Annotated in this window: 9 protein-coding genes, 1 other RNA gene and 1 pseudogene; 9 read left to right on the top strand and 2 right to left on the bottom strand. The window is 41.2% G+C overall.

Annotation, left to right across the window (positions count from 1 at the left end; translation table 11 throughout):
• Window positions 1-73 precede the first annotated feature (73 nt).
• Window positions 74-8,359: an SIALI-17 repeat-containing surface protein gene (locus SK578_RS08765; protein WP_042751686.1), complete on the top strand. Its 8,286-nt coding sequence runs from the start codon at window positions 74-76 to the stop codon at window positions 8,357-8,359.
• 167 nt (window positions 8,360-8,526) lie between these two features.
• Here the strand turns inward: SK578_RS08765 and pbp1a are convergent, their stop codons facing one another.
• Both pbp1a and recU read right to left on the bottom strand, forming a co-directional pair.
• On the bottom strand, window positions 8,527-10,707 hold the full coding sequence (gene pbp1a, locus SK578_RS08760) for a penicillin-binding protein PBP1A (RefSeq protein ID WP_042751685.1): 2,181 nt from the start codon (window positions 10,705-10,707) through the stop codon (window positions 8,527-8,529).
• Window positions 10,704-11,299, bottom strand: a pseudogene (recU, locus tag SK578_RS08755) (Holliday junction resolvase RecU). Before recU ends, pbp1a begins: the two are co-directional and overlap by 4 nt.
• Window positions 11,300-11,365: 66 nt before the next feature.
• Here recU and SK578_RS08750 point away from each other — a divergent pair.
• From SK578_RS08750 to SK578_RS08715, 8 genes are all read left to right on the top strand, one after another.
• Window positions 11,366-11,893, top strand: a complete 528-nt coding sequence (locus SK578_RS08750; RefSeq protein ID WP_042751683.1) for an SLOG family protein — start codon at window positions 11,366-11,368, stop codon at window positions 11,891-11,893.
• Between the two features lie 72 nt (window positions 11,894-11,965).
• Window positions 11,966-12,295 carry a cell division regulator GpsB gene (gene gpsB, locus SK578_RS08745; RefSeq protein ID WP_000146534.1) on the top strand — a complete coding sequence of 110 codons (330 nt, stop codon included), beginning with the start codon at window positions 11,966-11,968 and terminating at the stop codon, window positions 12,293-12,295.
• Between the two features lie 20 nt (window positions 12,296-12,315).
• An RNA gene (gene rnpB, locus SK578_RS10705) (RNase P RNA component class B) lies at window positions 12,316-12,697 on the top strand.
• A gap of 84 nt (window positions 12,698-12,781) precedes the next feature.
• Window positions 12,782-13,939, top strand: a complete 1,158-nt coding sequence (locus SK578_RS08735; protein ID WP_042751681.1) for a THUMP domain-containing class I SAM-dependent RNA methyltransferase — start codon at window positions 12,782-12,784, stop codon at window positions 13,937-13,939.
• 12 nt (window positions 13,940-13,951) lie between these two features.
• Window positions 13,952-15,340, top strand: a complete 1,389-nt coding sequence (gene mapZ / locus SK578_RS08730; RefSeq protein ID WP_042751680.1) for a cell division site-positioning protein MapZ — start codon at window positions 13,952-13,954, stop codon at window positions 15,338-15,340.
• Between the two features lie 75 nt (window positions 15,341-15,415).
• Window positions 15,416-16,840, top strand: a complete 1,425-nt coding sequence (gene gndA, locus SK578_RS08725; protein WP_000158778.1) for an NADP-dependent phosphogluconate dehydrogenase — start codon at window positions 15,416-15,418, stop codon at window positions 16,838-16,840.
• A gap of 11 nt (window positions 16,841-16,851) precedes the next feature.
• Window positions 16,852-17,541 (top strand): response regulator transcription factor, encoded by a 690-nt coding sequence (locus SK578_RS08720; protein WP_042751679.1) that lies wholly within the window; start codon window positions 16,852-16,854, stop codon window positions 17,539-17,541.
• Between the two features lie 101 nt (window positions 17,542-17,642).
• Window positions 17,643-18,650, top strand: coding sequence for an N-acetylmuramoyl-L-alanine amidase family protein (locus SK578_RS08715; RefSeq protein ID WP_042751678.1), 1,008 nt, complete (start codon window positions 17,643-17,645; stop codon window positions 18,648-18,650).
• Window positions 18,651-18,658: the final 8 nt, after the last annotated feature.

The raw sequence follows: 18,658 nt of genomic DNA, 5'->3' as shown, positions 1-18,658 counted from the left end.
TAGGTTCTCTCCATTTTCAAATGGAAAATGAGACCGCTTACTGTAATAAGTGGGAGAAAGGAATAGGAGAAAGATGGATAGACATTTTTTTGAAAGACGTTGTCACTATAGTATTCGAAAATTTGCAATTGGTGCAGCCTCTGTATTGATAGGTGCTAGTATCTTTGGTGCAAATGTAGTGCAAGCTGCAGAGACAGTTGGAACACCTGAGAAAGAAGGAACAATTACACAAGCTCAGCCACTAGATAAGTTGCCGGACGATTTAGCAGCTGTTTTAAAGAAAGCAGAATCAGAGGCAACGGCAGATGCAGGTCATGAAGAAAATCATGAAAATACTGCAGGAACAAGTCCTGCAGCAACTGAAGCAACAAGCCCAGCAACAAGTCCAACAGCTCCCAAACCAGCTGAGACTCTGAAGCCGGTTGAAACACCAAAAGCAGATTCTAAACCTGTAGAACCAGCTACACCTACAATCAAACCGGTTGAAAATCAAATTGAAGATAGAGAAGATCGTAACCACTTAGAAGGTGTCACTGTCCAAGCAAACGACTCAGAAACTGGAACTCCTTTTACTGCTGACAAGGCAGTAGATGGGGATTCTGATACTCGTTGGGCAACAAATCCAAATATTAACAAACCAACTTTCGAATTAACTCTTCCAAAAACTACACTTATTAGGCATGTAGAGATTGATTGGGATCGCCGTGTCCGCAAGGGACAAAATGATCCAAATATCAAATCTTGGAGCCTCTACTATGCAGGTCAAGATGATGTAAATGCTAGTGGAGAAAAACAATGGAAGCTAGCTCATACCAAGACTGGAGAACCTGTTTTAGATGAGAAAGTTGACTTAGCCAATAGTATTCAAGCTAAATATCTCAAGTTAGAAATCAATGACTATCAAGCGGGCACAATGGGTTGGAGAAACGTTGGTATTCAAGAAATTCGAGCTTATTCGAATATTCCTGATACAAGTAAGGTAACGGATATCCGTCAGGTTACAGAATTGACTGTAGCTAAAGACGGACAGTCTCTTGTCTTGCCAACTCTACCAGGAAAAGTCAGTCTTATCGGTAGCAACAAACAAGGTGTGATTGACCTTCAAAATCACATTTATAAGCCTCTGACTGATCAACGCGTTAAAGTTATGGTAGAGCAAATTAAAGATTCACATACCTTTACTAAAGAATTTGAAGTAGTCATCAAGGGGCTACATCAGGACGAAGGTGTGGGTATCAAACCAAAAGTAGCACCAGCTGTTCAACAATGGTATGGAAAAGAAGGTCAATCTTCTATCACTTCAGATACAGTTCTTGCGACAGGAGATTCAGACTTTGATCAGGCTGCAACCTTCTACCAGTCAGATCTTGCTAGTCGTGGATTGGAACTTGCGACAGGTGACAAGCAGGCTCAAAAACGAATTGAATTTAAAAAAGTTGAAAATAAGGGTTATGGTAAGGAAGGTTATGCCATCACTATCCAAGATGGTGTCATTACCATCGAAGCTGCAACAAACACAGGAGCCTTTTACGCAACTCGTACTCTTCTTCAAATGGGGGAAAGCAATCTCCAAAATGGAGAAATTCGTGATTTCCCAAGCTTCAGTCACCGTGGCTTTATGCTAGATACAGGTCGTAAATTTATTCCTTATGACACCCTTGTAGACATCATGCTCAATATGGCTTACTACAAGATGAACGACTTGCAGTTGCACCTCAACGATAACTATATCTTCCTAAAAGAGCACTTGGCAGGTAAGAACCTAACACAAGAAGAAGAGCTTAAGTATGTTCTAGAACATGCTAAGACAGGTTTCCGTGTAGAGACAGATATTGTCGGTAAGAATGGTCAAAAATTAACATCAGACGAGCACTATACTAAAGAAGAGATGCAAAATCTGATTAAACTTGCTAAGGCCTTGCATATCAATCTAGTTCCAGAAATTGACACGCCAGGTCATGCTCTGTCATTTGTTAAAGTCCGTCCAGACCTCATGTATCAAGGTAGCCTGAGCGATTACAGAGGTAAACATAACGTAGAACGCGTAGCCATGCTCGACCTAGATAATAAATACGATGAAACACTGGCTTTTGTCAAATCAGTTTATGATAAACTTCTTGATGGTCCAGATGCACCACTTCATGGAGTATCTACTGTTCATATCGGAACGGATGAATACTACGGAAGTAGAGAAAGCTATCGTCGTTATGTAAATGACCTTATTAAATACATTAAAGGGAAAGGCTATACACCTCGTATTTGGGGATCGCTCAGTGCGAAACGAGGTAAAACAGCGGTTGATTGGAAAGATGTAGAAGTTGATATCTGGAGTATTGGCTGGCAGCAACCAAAAGAAGCTATTGCTCAAGGAGCTAAGATTATCAACATAACAGATATTCCAACCTATAGTGTACCAAATGGTGATAATCGTCAAACAGCTTATGGTGACTATGCTAACTATGAAACACAATATAATAGGTGGACACCAAATGATTTCCGAACAGGTCATGGTCCACTTCTAGAAGCATCCAATCCAAATGTAATTGGTGGTGGCCACGCAGTTTGGAATGACAATATTGATCTTCATGAGACAGGTTTGACATCTTATGATATCTTTAAACGCTTCTTTAAGAGCATGCAAACAACTGCAGAACGCACTTGGGGATCTGACCGTGCGGCTGCGACCTTTGCAGAACGTACCCTACCAACGAGCCCTTATGCACCACAGTCAAATCCTGAAAAAGAGATTGATCAAAGTGATTTGTTTACTATCAATCCTGAAACAGTGAAGAACTATGCAAGCAAGAAGGTGAAGACAAGCGAGCAAGGATTGGCTTTTGAGAAAGATAGCAGTATTGAAGGCCTGGCAGGTGATGTTGGTCCAAGTCATGTCTTGAAGTTTGATGTAACTGTCACTGGAGACGGTGAACAAACCTTCTCAACAAGTGGAGACAACCGTATCTATCTAGCTGATAAAGACGGCTATCTTGCTTATCAATTTGAACAGTTCCATATCCAGTTCAAGAAAAAACTTGAAAAGAATAAACGTTATCAAATCTCTATCGTGACCAAACCACAATCAACGGAATTCTATGTGGATGGTGAGAAGATTGAACGTATCGCAAATCCAGCTCACCCTCGCTTTGCTCACAATAGCTTGGTTCTACCGCTTGAAAGCATCGGTGGGTTCAAAGGGATTTTACATAGTGCAGAGTTGTCAGATAAACCATTTGTAAATCCTCGTTTGATTCCAACAGATCATTTCACAGTTTCTGCAACTAGTCAAGAAACACCAGGAACAGCGACTGAAGGAGTTGTTGAAAAAGCCTTTGACAATGATCCAAATACCTTTTGGCATACTAAATGGACTGGTGATACTGCTCCGTACACTCTTTCTATGACCTTGAAAGAAGCAGAAAAAGTCAATGGTTTGACTTATCTTCCTCGGCCAGGTGGTGGAAATGGGGTCGTGACTCGCTACGAAATCTACGCACAAAAAGATGGCCAAATGGTCAAGGTTTCAGAAGGAAGCTGGGACAACAACGCTCAAGAAAAAACAGTTAACTTTGCAGCGGTTCATACCAACAAGATTGAGTTGAAAGTTCTAGCAGGTGTTGGGGGCTTTGCAAGTGCAGCTGAAGTTCATCTATTGAAACCTATCAAAGAGGGACAAGAGACACCAGAACCAGAACAACCATCTACACCTGAAACTCCAAAAGTAGAACAAACAGGTGATGGAACAGTTGAACTAGCGGATCAATTCACTGCAAGCAAACCAGCTAGCGAAGATAGCATTGCGGCTGCCAGCAAGAGCACAGATTATCTCAAGAAAGAGTACAAGGTTTTCCCAACTCCACAAAAAGTGACTTATGGAGAAGGAGTCACAGCTCTTCGTAAGCAAGTCAATCTGGTAATGGGAGATCAACTCGATGTCTATACTCGTAATCGCTTGAAGAGTGTCTTGCAGGATAATCAAGTATCCTACACTACTAGTCAATCAGCAGTTGCTGGCGCAACTAATATCTATCTTGGAGTACATGGACGAGGAACACAAGCAGAACAAAACTTATCTAACGTTTCAGCAGGTCTCTTTGATAAGATTGATGCCTATGCTCTGACCATTAAGGACAATTCAATTTCCATCGTCGGAAAAGACACAGATGCAGTCTTCTATGGTTTGACAACTTTGAAACATATGCTCAAGGAAAGTCAAGTTCCAGTTCTTCGCAATGTGACAGTGGAAGATTACGCTGAAATCAAGAATCGTGGTTTCATCGAAGGTTACTATGGAAATCCATGGTCTAATGCAGATCGTGCTGAACTCATGCGTTTTGGTGGCGATTTGAAATTGACCCAATACTTCTTCGCACCGAAAGATGATCCATACCACAACAAGAAATGGCGTGAACTTTACCCAGAAGAAAAACTAGCTGAAATTCGTGAACTTGCTCGCGTCGGAAATCAAAGTAAAACTCGCTATGTTTGGACCATCCATCCATTCATGAACAACCGTATCCGATTTGGTAATGAAGCGCATTACCAAGAAGACTTGGCAACCATCAAGGCTAAATTTACCCAGTTGATGAAAGTGGGTGTCCGTGAATTTGGTATTCTAGCCGATGATGCACCAAGCCCAGTTGGAGGCTACAATAGCTACAACCGCTTGATGCAGGATATGACCAACTGGTTGACAGAAATGCAAGGAACTTATAGCGGTCTTCGCAAAGAAATGATCTTTGTTCCAGGTCAGTATTGGGGTAATGGGCGTGAAGCAGAGTTGAAATCTCTAAATGAAAATCTCCCAAGTTCAACATCTATGACCTTGACGGGTGGTAAGATTTGGGGTGAAGTTTCTGAAGGTTTCTTGTCAACTCTCAAGAACAATCTAACTGCAGGTGGTAAAACTTATCGTCCAGTATCACTTTGGGTGAACTGGCCAGTTACAGATAACTCTAAACAACACTTGATTCTAGGTGGTGGTGAGAAATTCCTTCATCCGAATGTAGATCCAAGCTTGCTGTCTGGTATCATGTTGAACCCAATGCAACAGTCTGAACCATCTAAGATTGCCCTCTTCGCTGGAGCTCAGTATACATGGAAACAGTGGAAATCAGAAGAAGAAGCTAAGAAACTCAATGACATTGCCTTCAACTTTGTTGAAAATGGTCATTTTGAAGATAGCAAGGTGTCAGCAGCCTTCCGCGAACTCGGTAAGCATATGATCAACCAAAACATGGATGGTCGTGTCGTTAAACTAGAAGAATCAGTTGAATTGGCTCCAAAATTAACAGACTTCATGACTAAGCTCAAAGCGGGTCAGGATGTAACTGCAGAACGTGCAACCTTGCGTGCAGAATTTGCCAAGATTAAAGAAGCAGCTGAACTTTATAAAGCATCAGGTGATCAAAAGATGGTTGCACAGATCCACTATTGGTTGGATAATGCAATCGACCAAATGAATGCCCTTGATGCCTTCCTAACAGGAACAGAGGCTATGGCTACAAATGATGCTGCCAAACTTTGGGATAGCTACTATAAAGGTTTGAAATTGTACGAACAGTCTCAAACTCATACCTTCCATTATGTAGACCATCTTGAAAAGGCTGAATTGGGGGTTCAACATATCCGTCCATTTATCCTATCCTTGAAAGAAGTTCTAGCGTCTGAAGTTCAAAAATTCTTGCACCCTGACCAAATCATCAGCACCTTTATTACCAATCGAACAGGAGTAGAAGGTGGTTTGGCAGAAGTAACGGATGGTGACTTGTCAACTCATGCCTTGATTAAATCACCAAACAGTATCAAGACAGGTGATTATATCGGTATGAAATTTAACAAACCGGTAGATATCCAAACCTTGACCTTCGCTATGGGAACTCAAGCAAATCCTCGTGATACCTTTAGTAAGGCAGAAGTTCAGTATCAAGATGAAAAAGATAATTGGGTAAGTTTGAAAGAACCAACTTATGTTGGTAATGAGTCACTTGTTCAGTTTGAAAATCTTAACATCAAAACTAAAGCAGTACGTATGATTGCTACAGAAGATCGTGATGACACCTGGTTTGCAGTTCGCGAGATTGCAGTAAATCGTCCAGTTGAAAAAGCACGTGGCCAACAAGCGACGACAGTCAGTCTTAGCTCAAACTTAGTTTACAAGTTAAATACCTCAGCAAGTCAAATTACTGATGGTAAAGATAATACAGAAGCTATGATGGCAAATGCTGACGGCAGCAATACGACTCCAGTAGATGCCTGGGCACAACTTGACCTAGGTGAAGTCAAGTCAGTCACTAAAGTTCGTCTTCGCCAAGGAACTGGCGATAAACTTGCAGCAGGTGTACTTGAGTACTCTACAGATGGATCTGCATGGCAAGAGTTAGATCGCCTATCAGGAGAACAAACTAAGGAAGTGACTAGAGCTATCAATGCTCGTTACATCCGAGTACGCAATACCAAGGCAAGTGACCTTTGGTGGCGTATTCAGGACTTCTCTGTTGAGACACGCTCTGGAAATAGCGACTTAACAGATACCAACGTGGATGCCTTGAAGGAAACACCAGTAGTGGATAGCCTTGGTCGTTATGAACTTCAAATTCCAGCTGGAACTAAACTTCCTGCAAATAGCTATCTAGGCATGAAACTTGACCGAATCCATCAAGTTAATAGTATCCAGCTCCAAGGTCAAACCAACTCAGCACTCAGTCTAGAGTATTCTGTAAATGCGCAAGAATGGACACCAGCTAGCCAGTTGACAGACAGATCTGTCGCAACCCACTTGGTACGTTATGTTCGTCTTGTGAATAAAACAGACCAAGAACAGGCTGTTCCATCAACTTCTCTCCTTGTAACGACTAAAGAAGTGCAACCAACCAAACTAGAATCTACAACTATGGGCATTCATCCAACATATGGAAGCAATGATGTTCGTAAGATTAATAACCTCGATCAATTGTTTGATGGTGTCTACAACAACTTCGTTGAGTTTTCAGACTATGCCCATAAAGATGGCCATGTAACCTTAAAACTTGGCAGCGAACGCACTATCAAGAAGATCAGAGCCTACATCCAAGACGGAACTCAAAACTATCTTCGTGATGGTAAAATCCAAGTCAGCCAAGACGGTAAAACTTGGACGGATGTTGTGACAGTAGGAGATGGTGTAGCCAATAGTCCACATGATGATTCATTGACAGATGGTTGGACACATGATTCTAAGATGCCAGGAAATCGTTACATCGAGGGTGAATTGACGACACCAGTCAAAGCAAACTATCTTCGTGTCCTCTATACAGCTGACTATGATGCTCGTTTTGTAGGATTTACAGAATTGGTGATCAATGATGGCGAATTTGTCAAACCAATCAATGATCCAACTGTAGAAGGAAACGGTGGCGAAAGCCGAGGCAACTTCTATACTAATCTCGTAGACGGAAAAGTCTTGACTAGCTACAAGGCGGAAAATGATAAGGGTGAATTGGTTTACCACTTGTCAGAACCAACCAATGCCAACCATCTACGCCTTGTTTCAAGCCTTCCTGAAGGAGCGAAAGCACGAGTTCAAGCAAGAACACTTAAGGATGGTCAAGAGAGCTGGGCAGATCTTGGTGCCATTACATCTAGTCTCCAAACCTTTGCTATCCGAAATGGTGGTTCTCTTCTAGATGTTAAACTGGTCTGGGAAGGTGGCAAGGCTGAGTTTTATGAATTGGCGAGCTTCTATCAAGAATTGACAGAAGAACCTGTTCAATCGAGCAAGGGTGAAGGACCAGCACCAGTGCTTGAGGTACCAGCCTACACAGGTCCATTATCAACCGTAGGTGACCAAGTTGCACCGACAGTAGAGAAACCAGAGTTTCAGGGTGGTGTCAACTCAGTTATGGCTTTGAAACATGAACTACCAGAGTACACAGGCCCAGTAGCAACAGTAGGCGATCAAGCCGCTCCAACAGTAGAGAAACCAGAGTTCAAGGGTGGAGTCAACTCAGTTATGGCCTTGAAACACGAACTACCAGAGTACACAGGGCCATTGTCGAGCGTGGGCGATCAAACTGCACCGACGGTAGAGAAACCAGAGTTCAAGGGTGGAGTTAACTCCGTTATGGCCTTGAAACATGAGCTACCAGCCTACACAGGTCCATTATCAACCGTAGGTGACCAACCAGCTCCGACAGTAGAAAAACCAGAATTTAAGCTAAGTTCGTTAGAAAAATCTCAGACTCCAGAAGCACCAGTTCAAGTTGCTAAGGAAGACAAGAGATTGCCAGAGACTGGTGAAAAACAGTCAGAAACAGCTATTTTCTTGGCAAGCGTTGGACTAGCCTTATCTGCTATCTTTGTAGCAAAAAGTAAAAAAGATTAGTTGTGTATGACAATTAAACTCTCTCTTAACAGTATTCTAAACCAGTAGAGTGTATAGAATAAAAAAACCTGAGAAGTACAATTGACCTTCTCAGGTTTTTATTATCTAATTATTGATTGAGCAAAGAACTGATTGAAAAACCACCCAATTTTTGGGTGGTTAGTAATTTATTGTTGCGCTGGTTGAGGATTTTGGTTAGGCTGCCCTTGATTGGTACTTGGTTGTTGTGTCGCCGTATTCTCATTGGTTCCAGCATTGGGAGTAACTGTATTTGAATTTGGATTTGTGTTTGGTGTCGTTACACTTGACTGAGAGGTTGGAGTCTCTGGAGTCTGGTTCGCAGGAGCAGGTGTAGAACTTTGTTGAGTAGCAGGAGCAGTCCATATTGGGCGAGCTCCATTTTTGAATACAAATTCCCCGTTTCTGAAAAGTCCGTCTGGCATCGTCCAGTCTTCTGGATGAGTATCTTCTGATAGATACGTTATCATTGAGCGATAAACTTTAGCTGCAACTAGGAAACCATCTCCAACGATAGGAGTTAAACGATTCGAATAACCTGTCCATACAGCCATAGAATACTTACGAGTATAACCAACAAACATTTCATCTGGAGCTACATAGCCAGTGTTTTTGATGTGTTTTTCAATCTCCTCATCCGTGTAGTTAGATGTACCCGTCTTACCTGCTTGTGGGAGCCAAGATATATAAGCGCCTCGACCTGTACCAGAATATAATACTGTTTTCATCATTTCAGTCATCATGTAGGCGGTTGTTTCTTTCATGGCGCGTGTACCCTGATCAGAAAACTCTTTTGAACTACCATCACTAAAGATAACTTTATTGATATACATTGGTTTGTGGTAGATACCACCATTGGCAAAAGCAGCATAGGCAGCGGCCATTTTTTCACTGCTAGCACCATATTTTTTATTTGATTCAGTTGTATTACTTGAAATAGCGTTAGCATAGACCATAGTTGGGTAATCAATTCCTAGCCCATTTAAGAAAGTTTTAGCCTGGTCTAATCCGACCCTTTCAAGCGTTTCAACTGCTGTAACGTTACGGGATTGTTGGATGGCATATTGAAGGGTAATGTTTCCGAAATATGATTTATCCCAGTTGTAAAGAGGAATATTTGTACCTGGATAGTTGTAAGGAGCATCTTTAAGCATGTATGCTGTTGAGTCATAGATGCCATACTCAAGTGCGGGAGCATAGTCTGTGATTGGTTTCATTGATGATCCCCAGTCACGATTGGTCTCCACAGCCTGGTTGGTGCCGAATGAAACATTACTTGCTTGATGACGAGCACCAAGTTGTGCAATAACGTTACCATTAGATACATCTACAATAGTCGAAGCTACTTGCATGTCATCATCAGGATAAGTGACATATTGGTCGGTGTTATAAACATCCCAGAGTCGTTGTTGGACATCTTTGTCCACATTTGTATAGACATCCATACCTGTAGTAAGAAGGTTGTAACCAGTTTCTTGTTCAACTTGGTCGATTACTTCTTTAAGGTAGTTGTCCATGTATGCAGGATAGCTGTTACCGGATTTCAGGCTTTGTAGACCATCGGTAACAGGGGTATTAATAGCTTTTTCATAATCTTCTGCACTAATGTATTTTTGCCCTTTCATTTCTGAAAGTACCAAGTTACGACGCTCTAGAGCAGCTTCTGGATGGGAATAAGGATCATATTGGTTTGGCGCTTGAGGCATTCCAGCCAAGAGTGCTAACTGTGGCAAGCTTAAGTCCTTCAAGTCTTTTCCATAGTAATTTTGGGCTGCGGTTTGCATTCCATAGTTACCGTTGGACATGTAGACTTTATTGATGTAATAGGTCAGGATTTCTTGCTTGGTTGCTTTTTGCTCTAGTTGAACGGCTAGCCAAGCTTCTTGAGCTTTACGTGACAAGGTTTGATCAGCAGTTGAAGTAGAAAAATAAGTCAATTTAATTAATTGTTGTGTCAAGGTTGAGGCACCTTGTAGACCTCCTCCTTGTAGATTTCTCAATGCTGCTCCCATGATACGAATAGTATCAACACCTCTATGATCAAAAAAACGGTGGTCTTCGATAGACACAATTGCCTTGACTAAGTCAGTAGGAATTTCATTTGCTTGAGCATTTACGCGACGTTCAGATCCAAGGTCAGCAATCAGTTCGTTTTTGTTGTCATAAATCTTGCTAGAGGTTGTCGCAACTAATTTACTTTCAGATAAGGCTGGAGCCTTGCTAACAAAGTAGAGGAAGACACCTCCACCTAATAGAAATAATGCGATAAATAATGTAAGGAACGTAATTCCGATATACTTTAAGAATCGCAGAATAGTTTGTTTGTTCATCTTGTTTTACCACCTAGTAAATGTTCTTTGATAATGTCGAGATAGGGAATTTGAGGGAAAGCCCCTTGCTTTACTAAATATCCATATTCTTGAATATATCCAAGTGGCATAGATTTTTGCCCCTTATCTTGATGATAAAAGCGAATCAAATCAAATGCCGGCAACAAATAAGTTTCTTGTCGAGAAGAAAAATGAAGCAGTACGAAGCAAATGCCCTGCTGTTCTAGGACTTGTTCCATATGTTGAATCTGGTGAAGATGGAAGTTCTTCATTGGAATAGCATTCTTTTGTCGTGTTTCCTTGGCCTCAAAGTCAATGTAATGTCCTCTATACACGCCAGAGTAATCTGTAGTGGAAGCTTGTCTAAAATAGGCTTCTACAATTTTGGCTCGACTACGTTGAGGATAGTCTACTCGAACGATCTGAACAGGCGTTGGCTTTTTATGGATAACTGCCATACCATGCGTCAGATAGTAGTCGTTTGTAGCGTTAATAATCTTTTCAAAAGTCATTCCTCGATTTGCGAAATTTTTTGGTTGAGAAATGGATGTTTGGCTTTTTTTGATGAAATTTTATGAGGATAGTTGACCATATTTCTCCTTATTGGTACAATAACATCACTCTATTATACCATAAAAATAGAAAGAAAGGTGTAAAAATGACTACAGCTTTAATTATGGGATATTCTAATTTTGACTTGGGTGTCTTTAACGAAAAAGATATCAGGTTAAAAATTATAAAGAAAGCCATTCACCGTGATTTAGAAAGTTTGGCAGAAGAAGGGATTAACTGGCTGGTCTTTACAGGGAACTTGGGATTTGAATCTTGGGTGCTTGATGTCGCAAATGAAATGAAAGAAGAATATGATTTCAACCTAGCGACCATTTTTGATTTTGAAACACACGGGGAAAATTGGAATGAAGCGAATCAGCTTAAACTTAGCCAATTTAAGCAGGTAGATTTTGTCAAATATGCCTATCCTAAATATGAACATATGGGGCAACTACGAGACTACCAACGGTTTTTACTGGAAAATACTGATTTAGCTTATTTTTTCTATGATCCAGAAAATGAGACCAAATTAAAATTTATGGATACCTTGATGAAAAATCAGGAAGGGTATCGCATAAAAAGGCTAACGTTTGAAGACCTAAATGAGCTAGCAGAAAATTTTTCTGAAAAGTAAGCCTTTGACCTTGATTTTTGTTTGCCTTTTTTTATATAATAATACTATTAGAAACCGAGAATGGAGAGAGAGATGGCAAGTATTATTTTTTCAGCAAAAGATATTTTTGAGCAAGAGTTTGGACGTGAAGTCCGTGGATATAGTAAGGTTGAAGTTGATGAATTTTTGGACGATGTCATCAAGGACTACGAAACTTATGCTGCCTTAGTCAAGTCTCTCCGTCAAGAAATTGCAGAGTTGAAGGAAGAATTGTCTCGCAAACCTGAATCTGCACCGGTTCAAGCAGAACCACTTGAAATGACGGCTACAACTTCTATGACGAATTTTGATATTTTAAAACGTCTAAATCGTCTTGAGAAAGAAGTATTTGGTAAACAAATTTTGGATAACTCTGATTTATAAGAGCTTATTTGAAAAGTGCAATTTTTGGATAATCGCGTGAGGAGAATTTCTTTTCATGAGGAAAGTCCATGCTAGCACAGGCTGTGATGCCTGTAGTGTTTGTGCTAGGCGAAACCATAAGCCTAGGGACGAGAAATCGTTACGGCAGTTGAAATGGCTAAGTCCTTGGATAGGCCAGAGTAGGCTTGAAAGTGCCACAGTGACGAAGTCTTTCTGGAAACGGAGAGAGTGGAACGCGGTAAACCCCTCAAGCTAGCAACCCAAATTTTGGTCGGGGCATGGAGTACACGGAAACGAACGTAGTACTCTGACTACTTTCAGCTGTAGGCTGTTAGCGGTAGACAGATGATTATCGAAGGAAGTGGTCCTAGTCACTTCTGGAACAAAACATGGCTTATAGAAAATTGCATATAGGTTGGGGCTGAGAAAACTTTCTCAACCTCATTTTTTAAAGTGGACATATAGAAAGGTCTTATAAGACTGAAAATGAAAAAAGAATTTAATTTAATCGCTACTGCTGCAGCGGGTCTTGAGGCTGTTGTGGGACGTGAATTGCGAGAGTTGGGCTACGATTGTCAGGTTGAAAATGGACGTGTTCGTTTTCAAGGAGATGCGAAAGCCATCATCGAAACCAACCTCTGGCTTCGAGCGGCAGACCGTATCAAGATTATCGTAGGAACGTTCCCAGCTAAGACTTTTGAGGAGCTCTTTCAAGGAGTTTTCGCTCTAGATTGGGAAAATTATTTACCACTTGGAGCTCGATTTCCGATTTCAAAAGCCAAATGTGTTAAGTCTAAACTACACAATGAACCCAGTGTTCAGGCTATTTCAAAGAAAGCTGTTGTTAAAAAGTTGCAAAAACACTATGCCCGTCCAGAAGGTGTTCCTCTTATGGAGAATGGTCCTGAGTTTAAGATTGAGGTTTCTATTCTGAAAGACATAGCAACTGTCATGATTGATACGACAGGCTCCAGTCTCTTTAAACGTGGCTATCGTACCGAAAAGGGTGGGGCTCCTATCAAGGAAAACATGGCAGCAGCTATTTTGCAACTCTCTAACTGGTATCCAGACAAGCCCTTGATTGATCCGACCTGTGGTTCAGGAACTTTCTGTATCGAGGCAGTTATGATTGCTAGAAAGATGGCTCCTGGTCTTCGTCGCTCCTTTGCCTTTGAGGAGTGGAACTGGATTAGTGATCGCTTGATTCAAGAAGTGCGTACAGAAGCGGCTAAGAAAGTGGATCGTGAGCTTGAGCTAGATATCATGGGCTGTGATATCGATGCACGTATGGTGGAAATTGCTAAGGCCAATGCTCAAGCAGCAGGTGTTGCAGGAGATATTACCTTTAAGCAGATGCGCGTGCAGGATTTGCGTTCCGATAAAATCAATGGAGTGATTATCTCTAACCCACCTTATGGGGAACGCTTGTCAGATGATGCAGGAGTTACCAAACTCTATGCTGAGATGGGGCAAGTATTTGCACCGCTGAAAACGTGGAGCAAATTTATCCTAACTAGTGATGAAGCCTTTGAGACCAAGTACGGCAGTCAGGCGGACAAGAAGCGCAAGTTGTACAATGGAACTTTAAAAGTTGATTTGTATCAATATTTCGGTCAGCGTGTTAAACGTCAGGAAGTAAAGTAGGAAGGAAAACTCATGAGTAAGAAAAGACATGATCGTCATATAACAGAACATCAAGAAGCGCAATTTGATTTTGATGATGCCAAAGAGCTAACGGTTGGAGAAGCCATGCTAAAAAATGAAGAGGTGGAAGCAGGTGTATTGCCTGGAGATTCTATCTTGGACAAGTATGTGAAACAACATAAAGATGAAATTGAGGCAGATAAGTTTGAAACGCGTCAGTTTAGCAAGGATGATTTAGTTGAAAAAGAAGGGATAGAAGAGATAGAGGAGACTCAGACTCTGGATAATTTACTTCAAGAGCTTCGTGAGGAAACAGGAGTAACTTCTCCAGCTTCAGAAGATGAATTGAGTCAGTTTGATGATTTAGAATTAACACGAGTTTCAGAAACTCCTCTTGTTGAAGCCTCTGAGACTGAAGATATTCCAACACTTTATCGAGTCACAGATAGTGAAGATGGAAAAAGTAAGAAGAAATGGGTGCTTTACGGTATTCTAGCAGCCTTAGTGGTTCTTATCCTTGGAACTGGTTATTATATTTATCGTCAGGTGGCTCGTTCGACCAAGGAAATCCAAACTTCTCAATCAACTACAAATACGCAGTCAGATGTGGAAGAATTCAATAATTTATATGATGCCTTCTATACAGATAGCAACAAAACGGCTTTGAAGAATAGCCAGTTTGATAAACTGAGTCAACTGAAAACCTTGCTTGATAAGCTAGAAGGTAGTCGTGAATATACGCTAGCAAAATCTAAGTATGATAGTCTAGCGACTCAAATAAAGGCCATTCAAGATGTCAATGCTCAATTTGAGAAGCCAGCTATTGTAGATGGAGTTTTGGACACTAACGCTAAAGCTAAATCAGATGCTAAATTTACAGATATTAAAACTGGAAATACGGAGATTGATAAAGTGCTAGATAAGGCTATCAGCCTTGGTAAAAGCCAACAAACAAGTGCTTCAAGTTCTAGCTCAAGCTCAAGTCAAGAAAGTTCAAGTTCATCAACAGAGAGGGCTGCAGACAACACAAGTCCATCTTCAAGCGCCTCAACAAATAGTTCGGTTTCTGCACGTGATGATAGCCATGGCGGTTTATCAAGTTCTGGAGTTGACCTCCAGAGAGCTTCGAGTCGTGTGCCGTTCAATCAATCAGCTGTTGATGATAGCAATAATTCTGCCTGGGATTTCGCGGATGGTGTCTTGGAAAAAATCCTAGCGACTTCACGCTCACGTGGTTATATCACTGGTAACCAATATATCCTTGAACGTGTTAATATCGTTAATGGCAATGGTTATTACAACCTCTACAAGCCAGATGGAACCTATCTCTTTACCCTTAACTGTAAGACAGGATACTTTGTTGGAAATGGTTCTGGACATGCGGATGCTTTGGACTACTAAGCAGTCGTTACAAAATTCTTTCTTTTCAAAAGTAAAAATGATAAAATAAAACAAATTAAACAAGAGGAGTGTCAAATGACAAAAGCTAACTTTGGTGTCGTAGGTATGGCCGTAATGGGTCGTAACCTTGCCCTTAATATTGAATCTCGTGGTTACACAGTTGCTATTTACAACCGTAGTAAAGAAAAAACTGAAGATGTAATTGCTTGCCATCCTGAAAAGAACTTTGTACCAAGCTATGACGTTGAAAGTTTTGTAAACTCAATCGAAAAACCTCGTCGTATCATGCTCATGGTTCAAGCTGGACCTGGTACAGATGCTACAATTCAAGCCCTTCTTCCACACCTTGACAAGGGTGATATCTTGATCGACGGAGGAAACACTTTCTACAAAGATACAATCCGTCGTAATGAAGAATTGGCAAACTCAGGTATCAACTTTATCGGTACTGGGGTTTCTGGTGGTGAAAAAGGTGCCCTTGAAGGTCCTTCTATCATGCCTGGTGGACAAAAAGAAGCCTACGAATTGGTTGCGGATGTTCTTGAAGAAATCTCAGCTAAAGCACCAGAAGATGGCAAACCATGTGTGACTTACATTGGTCCTGATGGAGCTGGTCACTATGTGAAAATGGTTCACAACGGTATTGAGTATGGTGATATGCAATTGATCGCAGAAAGTTATGACTTGATGCAACACTTGCTAGGCCTTTCTGCAGAAGATATGGCTGAAATCTTTACTGAGTGGAATAAGGGTGAATTGGACAGCTACTTGATCGAAATCACAGCTGATATCTTGAGCCGTAAAGACGATGAAGGCCAAGATGGACCAATCGTAGACTACATCCTTGATGCTGCAGGTAACAAGGGAACTGGTAAATGGACTAGCCAATCATCACTTGATCTTGGTGTGCCTTTGTCACTCATCACTGAGTCAGTATTTGCACGTTACATCTCTACTTACAAAGAAGAACGTGTGCATGCTAGCAAGGTTCTTCCAAAACCAGCTGCCTTCAAATTTGAAGGAGACAAGGCTGAGTTGATTGAAAAAATCCGTCAAGCTCTTTACTTCTCAAAAATCATTTCATACGCACAAGGTTTTGCGCAATTGCGTGTAGCTTCTAAAGAAAACAACTGGAACTTACCATTTGCGGACATCGCATCTATCTGGCGTGATGGCTGTATCATCCGTTCTCGTTTCTTGCAAAAGATTACAGATGCTTACAACCGTGATGCAGACCTGGCTAACCTTCTTTTGGATGAGTACTTCTTGGATGTCACTGCTAAGTACCAACAAGCAGTGCGTGATATCGTAGCTCTTGCTGTTCAAGCTGGTGTGCCAGTGCCAACTTTCTCAGCAGCTATTACTTACTTTGATAGCTACCGTTCAGCTGACCTTCCAGCTAACTTGATCCAAGCACAACGTGACTACTTTGGTGCCCACACTTACCAACGTAAAGACAAAGAAGGAACATTCCACTACTCTTGGTATGACGAAAAATAAGTAGGTCTGCCATGGGGAAACGGATTTTATTACTTGAGAAAGAAAGAAATCTAGCTCATTTTTTAAGTTTGGAACTCCAAAAAGAGCAATACCGAGTTGATCAGGTTGAGGAGGGGCAAAAAGCCCTCTCCATGGCTCTTCAGACAGACTATGACTTGATTTTATTGAATGCTCATCTGGGGGATATGACAGCCCAGGATTTTGCAGCCAAGCTGAGTCGGACTAAGCCAGCCTCAGTCATTATGGTCTTGGACCATCGCGAAGACTTGCAAGATCAGATTGAGACAATCCAACGCTTTGCCGTTTCTTACATCTATAAGCCGGTTATTATTGACAATTTGGTGGCTCGTATTTCAGCGATTTTCCGAGGTCGGGACTTCATCGACCAACACTGTAGTCAGATGAAGGTTCCAACGTCTTACCGCAATCTGCGTATGGATGTAGAGCATCATACCGTTTATCGTGGCGAGGAAATGATTGCTCTGACGCGTCGTGAGTATGACCTCTTGGCTACTCTTATGGGAAGCAAGAAAGTTCTGACTCGTGAGCAGTTGTTGGAAAGTGTCTGGAAGTATGAAAGTGCGACCGAAACAAATATCGTGGATGTCTATATCCGTTATCTACGTAGCAAGCTTGATGTAAAAGGTCAAAAAAGTTACATTAAAACCGTTCGTGGTGTCGGTTACACCATGCAAGAATAGAAAAGCAGTTGCAGTTATGTAACTGCTTTTTTTGAGGGGGTTCTCTATATATTGACATACAGTTGGGGCTTTGCTATAATCAGTTATGGAGGATACGTCTAATGAAAACAATAAAAAAATTGATGCAAATTGCATTAGCAGTCTTTTTCTTTGGTTTGCTAGCAACAAGTGCAGTATTGGCGGATGATGCTGATTCAGAAGGTTGGCAATTTGTCCAAGAAAATGGTAGAACCTACTACAAGAAGGGGGACCTAAAAGAAACCTACTGGCGAGTGATTGATGGTAAGACCTATTATTTTGATTACAATGGTGAAATGGTTGTTGGTTGGCAATATATTCCAATGCCAGTTAAAGGATATACAATTGGTCCTTACCCTAATGGTATAAGATTAGAAGGTTCCCCAATGCCAGAATGGTATTACTTTGACAAAAATGGAGTGCTACAAGAGTTTGTTGGTAAGCAAGTTTTAGAAGCAAAAACTGCTACAAATACCAACAAACATCATGGGGAACAATATGATAGTCCAGCAGAGAAACGAGTCTATTATTTTGAAGATCAGCGTAGATATCACACTTTAAAAACTGGTTGGGTTCATGATGAGGGACACTGGTATTATTTACTGAAGGATGGTGGCTTCGATGCTCGTATCGACAGTTTAACTGTTGGAGAGCTAGTGCGTGGTTGGATAAACGATGATTCAACTTGGTACTATCTAGATCCAACAACTGGTATCATGCAAACTGGTTGGAAACAACTTGGCAATAAGTGGTACTATCTCCGTTCATCAGGAGCAATGGCAACTGGCTGGTATCAGGAAGGCTCAACTTGGTATTATTTAGACCAGCAAAATGGCGATATGAAAACTGGTTGGCAATATCTTGGTAACAAGTGGTACTACCTCCGTTCATCAGGAACCATGGCAACTGGTTGGGTGAAAGATAGTTCAACTTGGTACTACCTAAATGCAAGTAATGGAGATATGAAGACAGGTTGGACAAAAGTAAATGGAAACTGGTATTATCTCAATTCAAATGGAGCAATGGTTACAGGTAGCCAAACTATCGATGGTAAAGTCTATAACTTTGCTTCATCTGGTGAGTGGATTTAATCTTGGAG

The sequence above is a fragment of the Streptococcus mitis genome, from assembly GCF_000722755.1.
Lineage (GTDB): Bacteria > Bacillota > Bacilli > Lactobacillales > Streptococcaceae > Streptococcus > Streptococcus mitis_CM.
This window is presented reverse-complemented; position numbering and strand designations above follow the sequence as displayed.

Excerpts from the sequence above, each read along its gene's own strand:
- SK578_RS08765 (WP_042751686.1), top strand. The coding sequence starts at position 74 with ATGGATAGACATTTTTTTGAAAGACGTTGTCACTATAGTATTCGAAAA.
- pbp1a (WP_042751685.1), bottom strand. The coding sequence starts at position 10,707 with ATGAACAAACAAACTATTCTGCGATTCTTAAAGTATATCGGAATTACG.
- SK578_RS08750 (WP_042751683.1), top strand. The coding sequence starts at position 11,366 with ATGACTACAGCTTTAATTATGGGATATTCTAATTTTGACTTGGGTGTC.
- gpsB (WP_000146534.1), top strand. The coding sequence starts at position 11,966 with ATGGCAAGTATTATTTTTTCAGCAAAAGATATTTTTGAGCAAGAGTTT.
- SK578_RS08735 (WP_042751681.1), top strand. The coding sequence starts at position 12,782 with ATGAAAAAAGAATTTAATTTAATCGCTACTGCTGCAGCGGGTCTTGAG.
- mapZ (WP_042751680.1), top strand. The coding sequence starts at position 13,952 with ATGAGTAAGAAAAGACATGATCGTCATATAACAGAACATCAAGAAGCG.
- gndA (WP_000158778.1), top strand. The coding sequence starts at position 15,416 with ATGACAAAAGCTAACTTTGGTGTCGTAGGTATGGCCGTAATGGGTCGT.
- SK578_RS08720 (WP_042751679.1), top strand. The coding sequence starts at position 16,852 with ATGGGGAAACGGATTTTATTACTTGAGAAAGAAAGAAATCTAGCTCAT.
- SK578_RS08715 (WP_042751678.1), top strand. The coding sequence starts at position 17,643 with ATGAAAACAATAAAAAAATTGATGCAAATTGCATTAGCAGTCTTTTTC.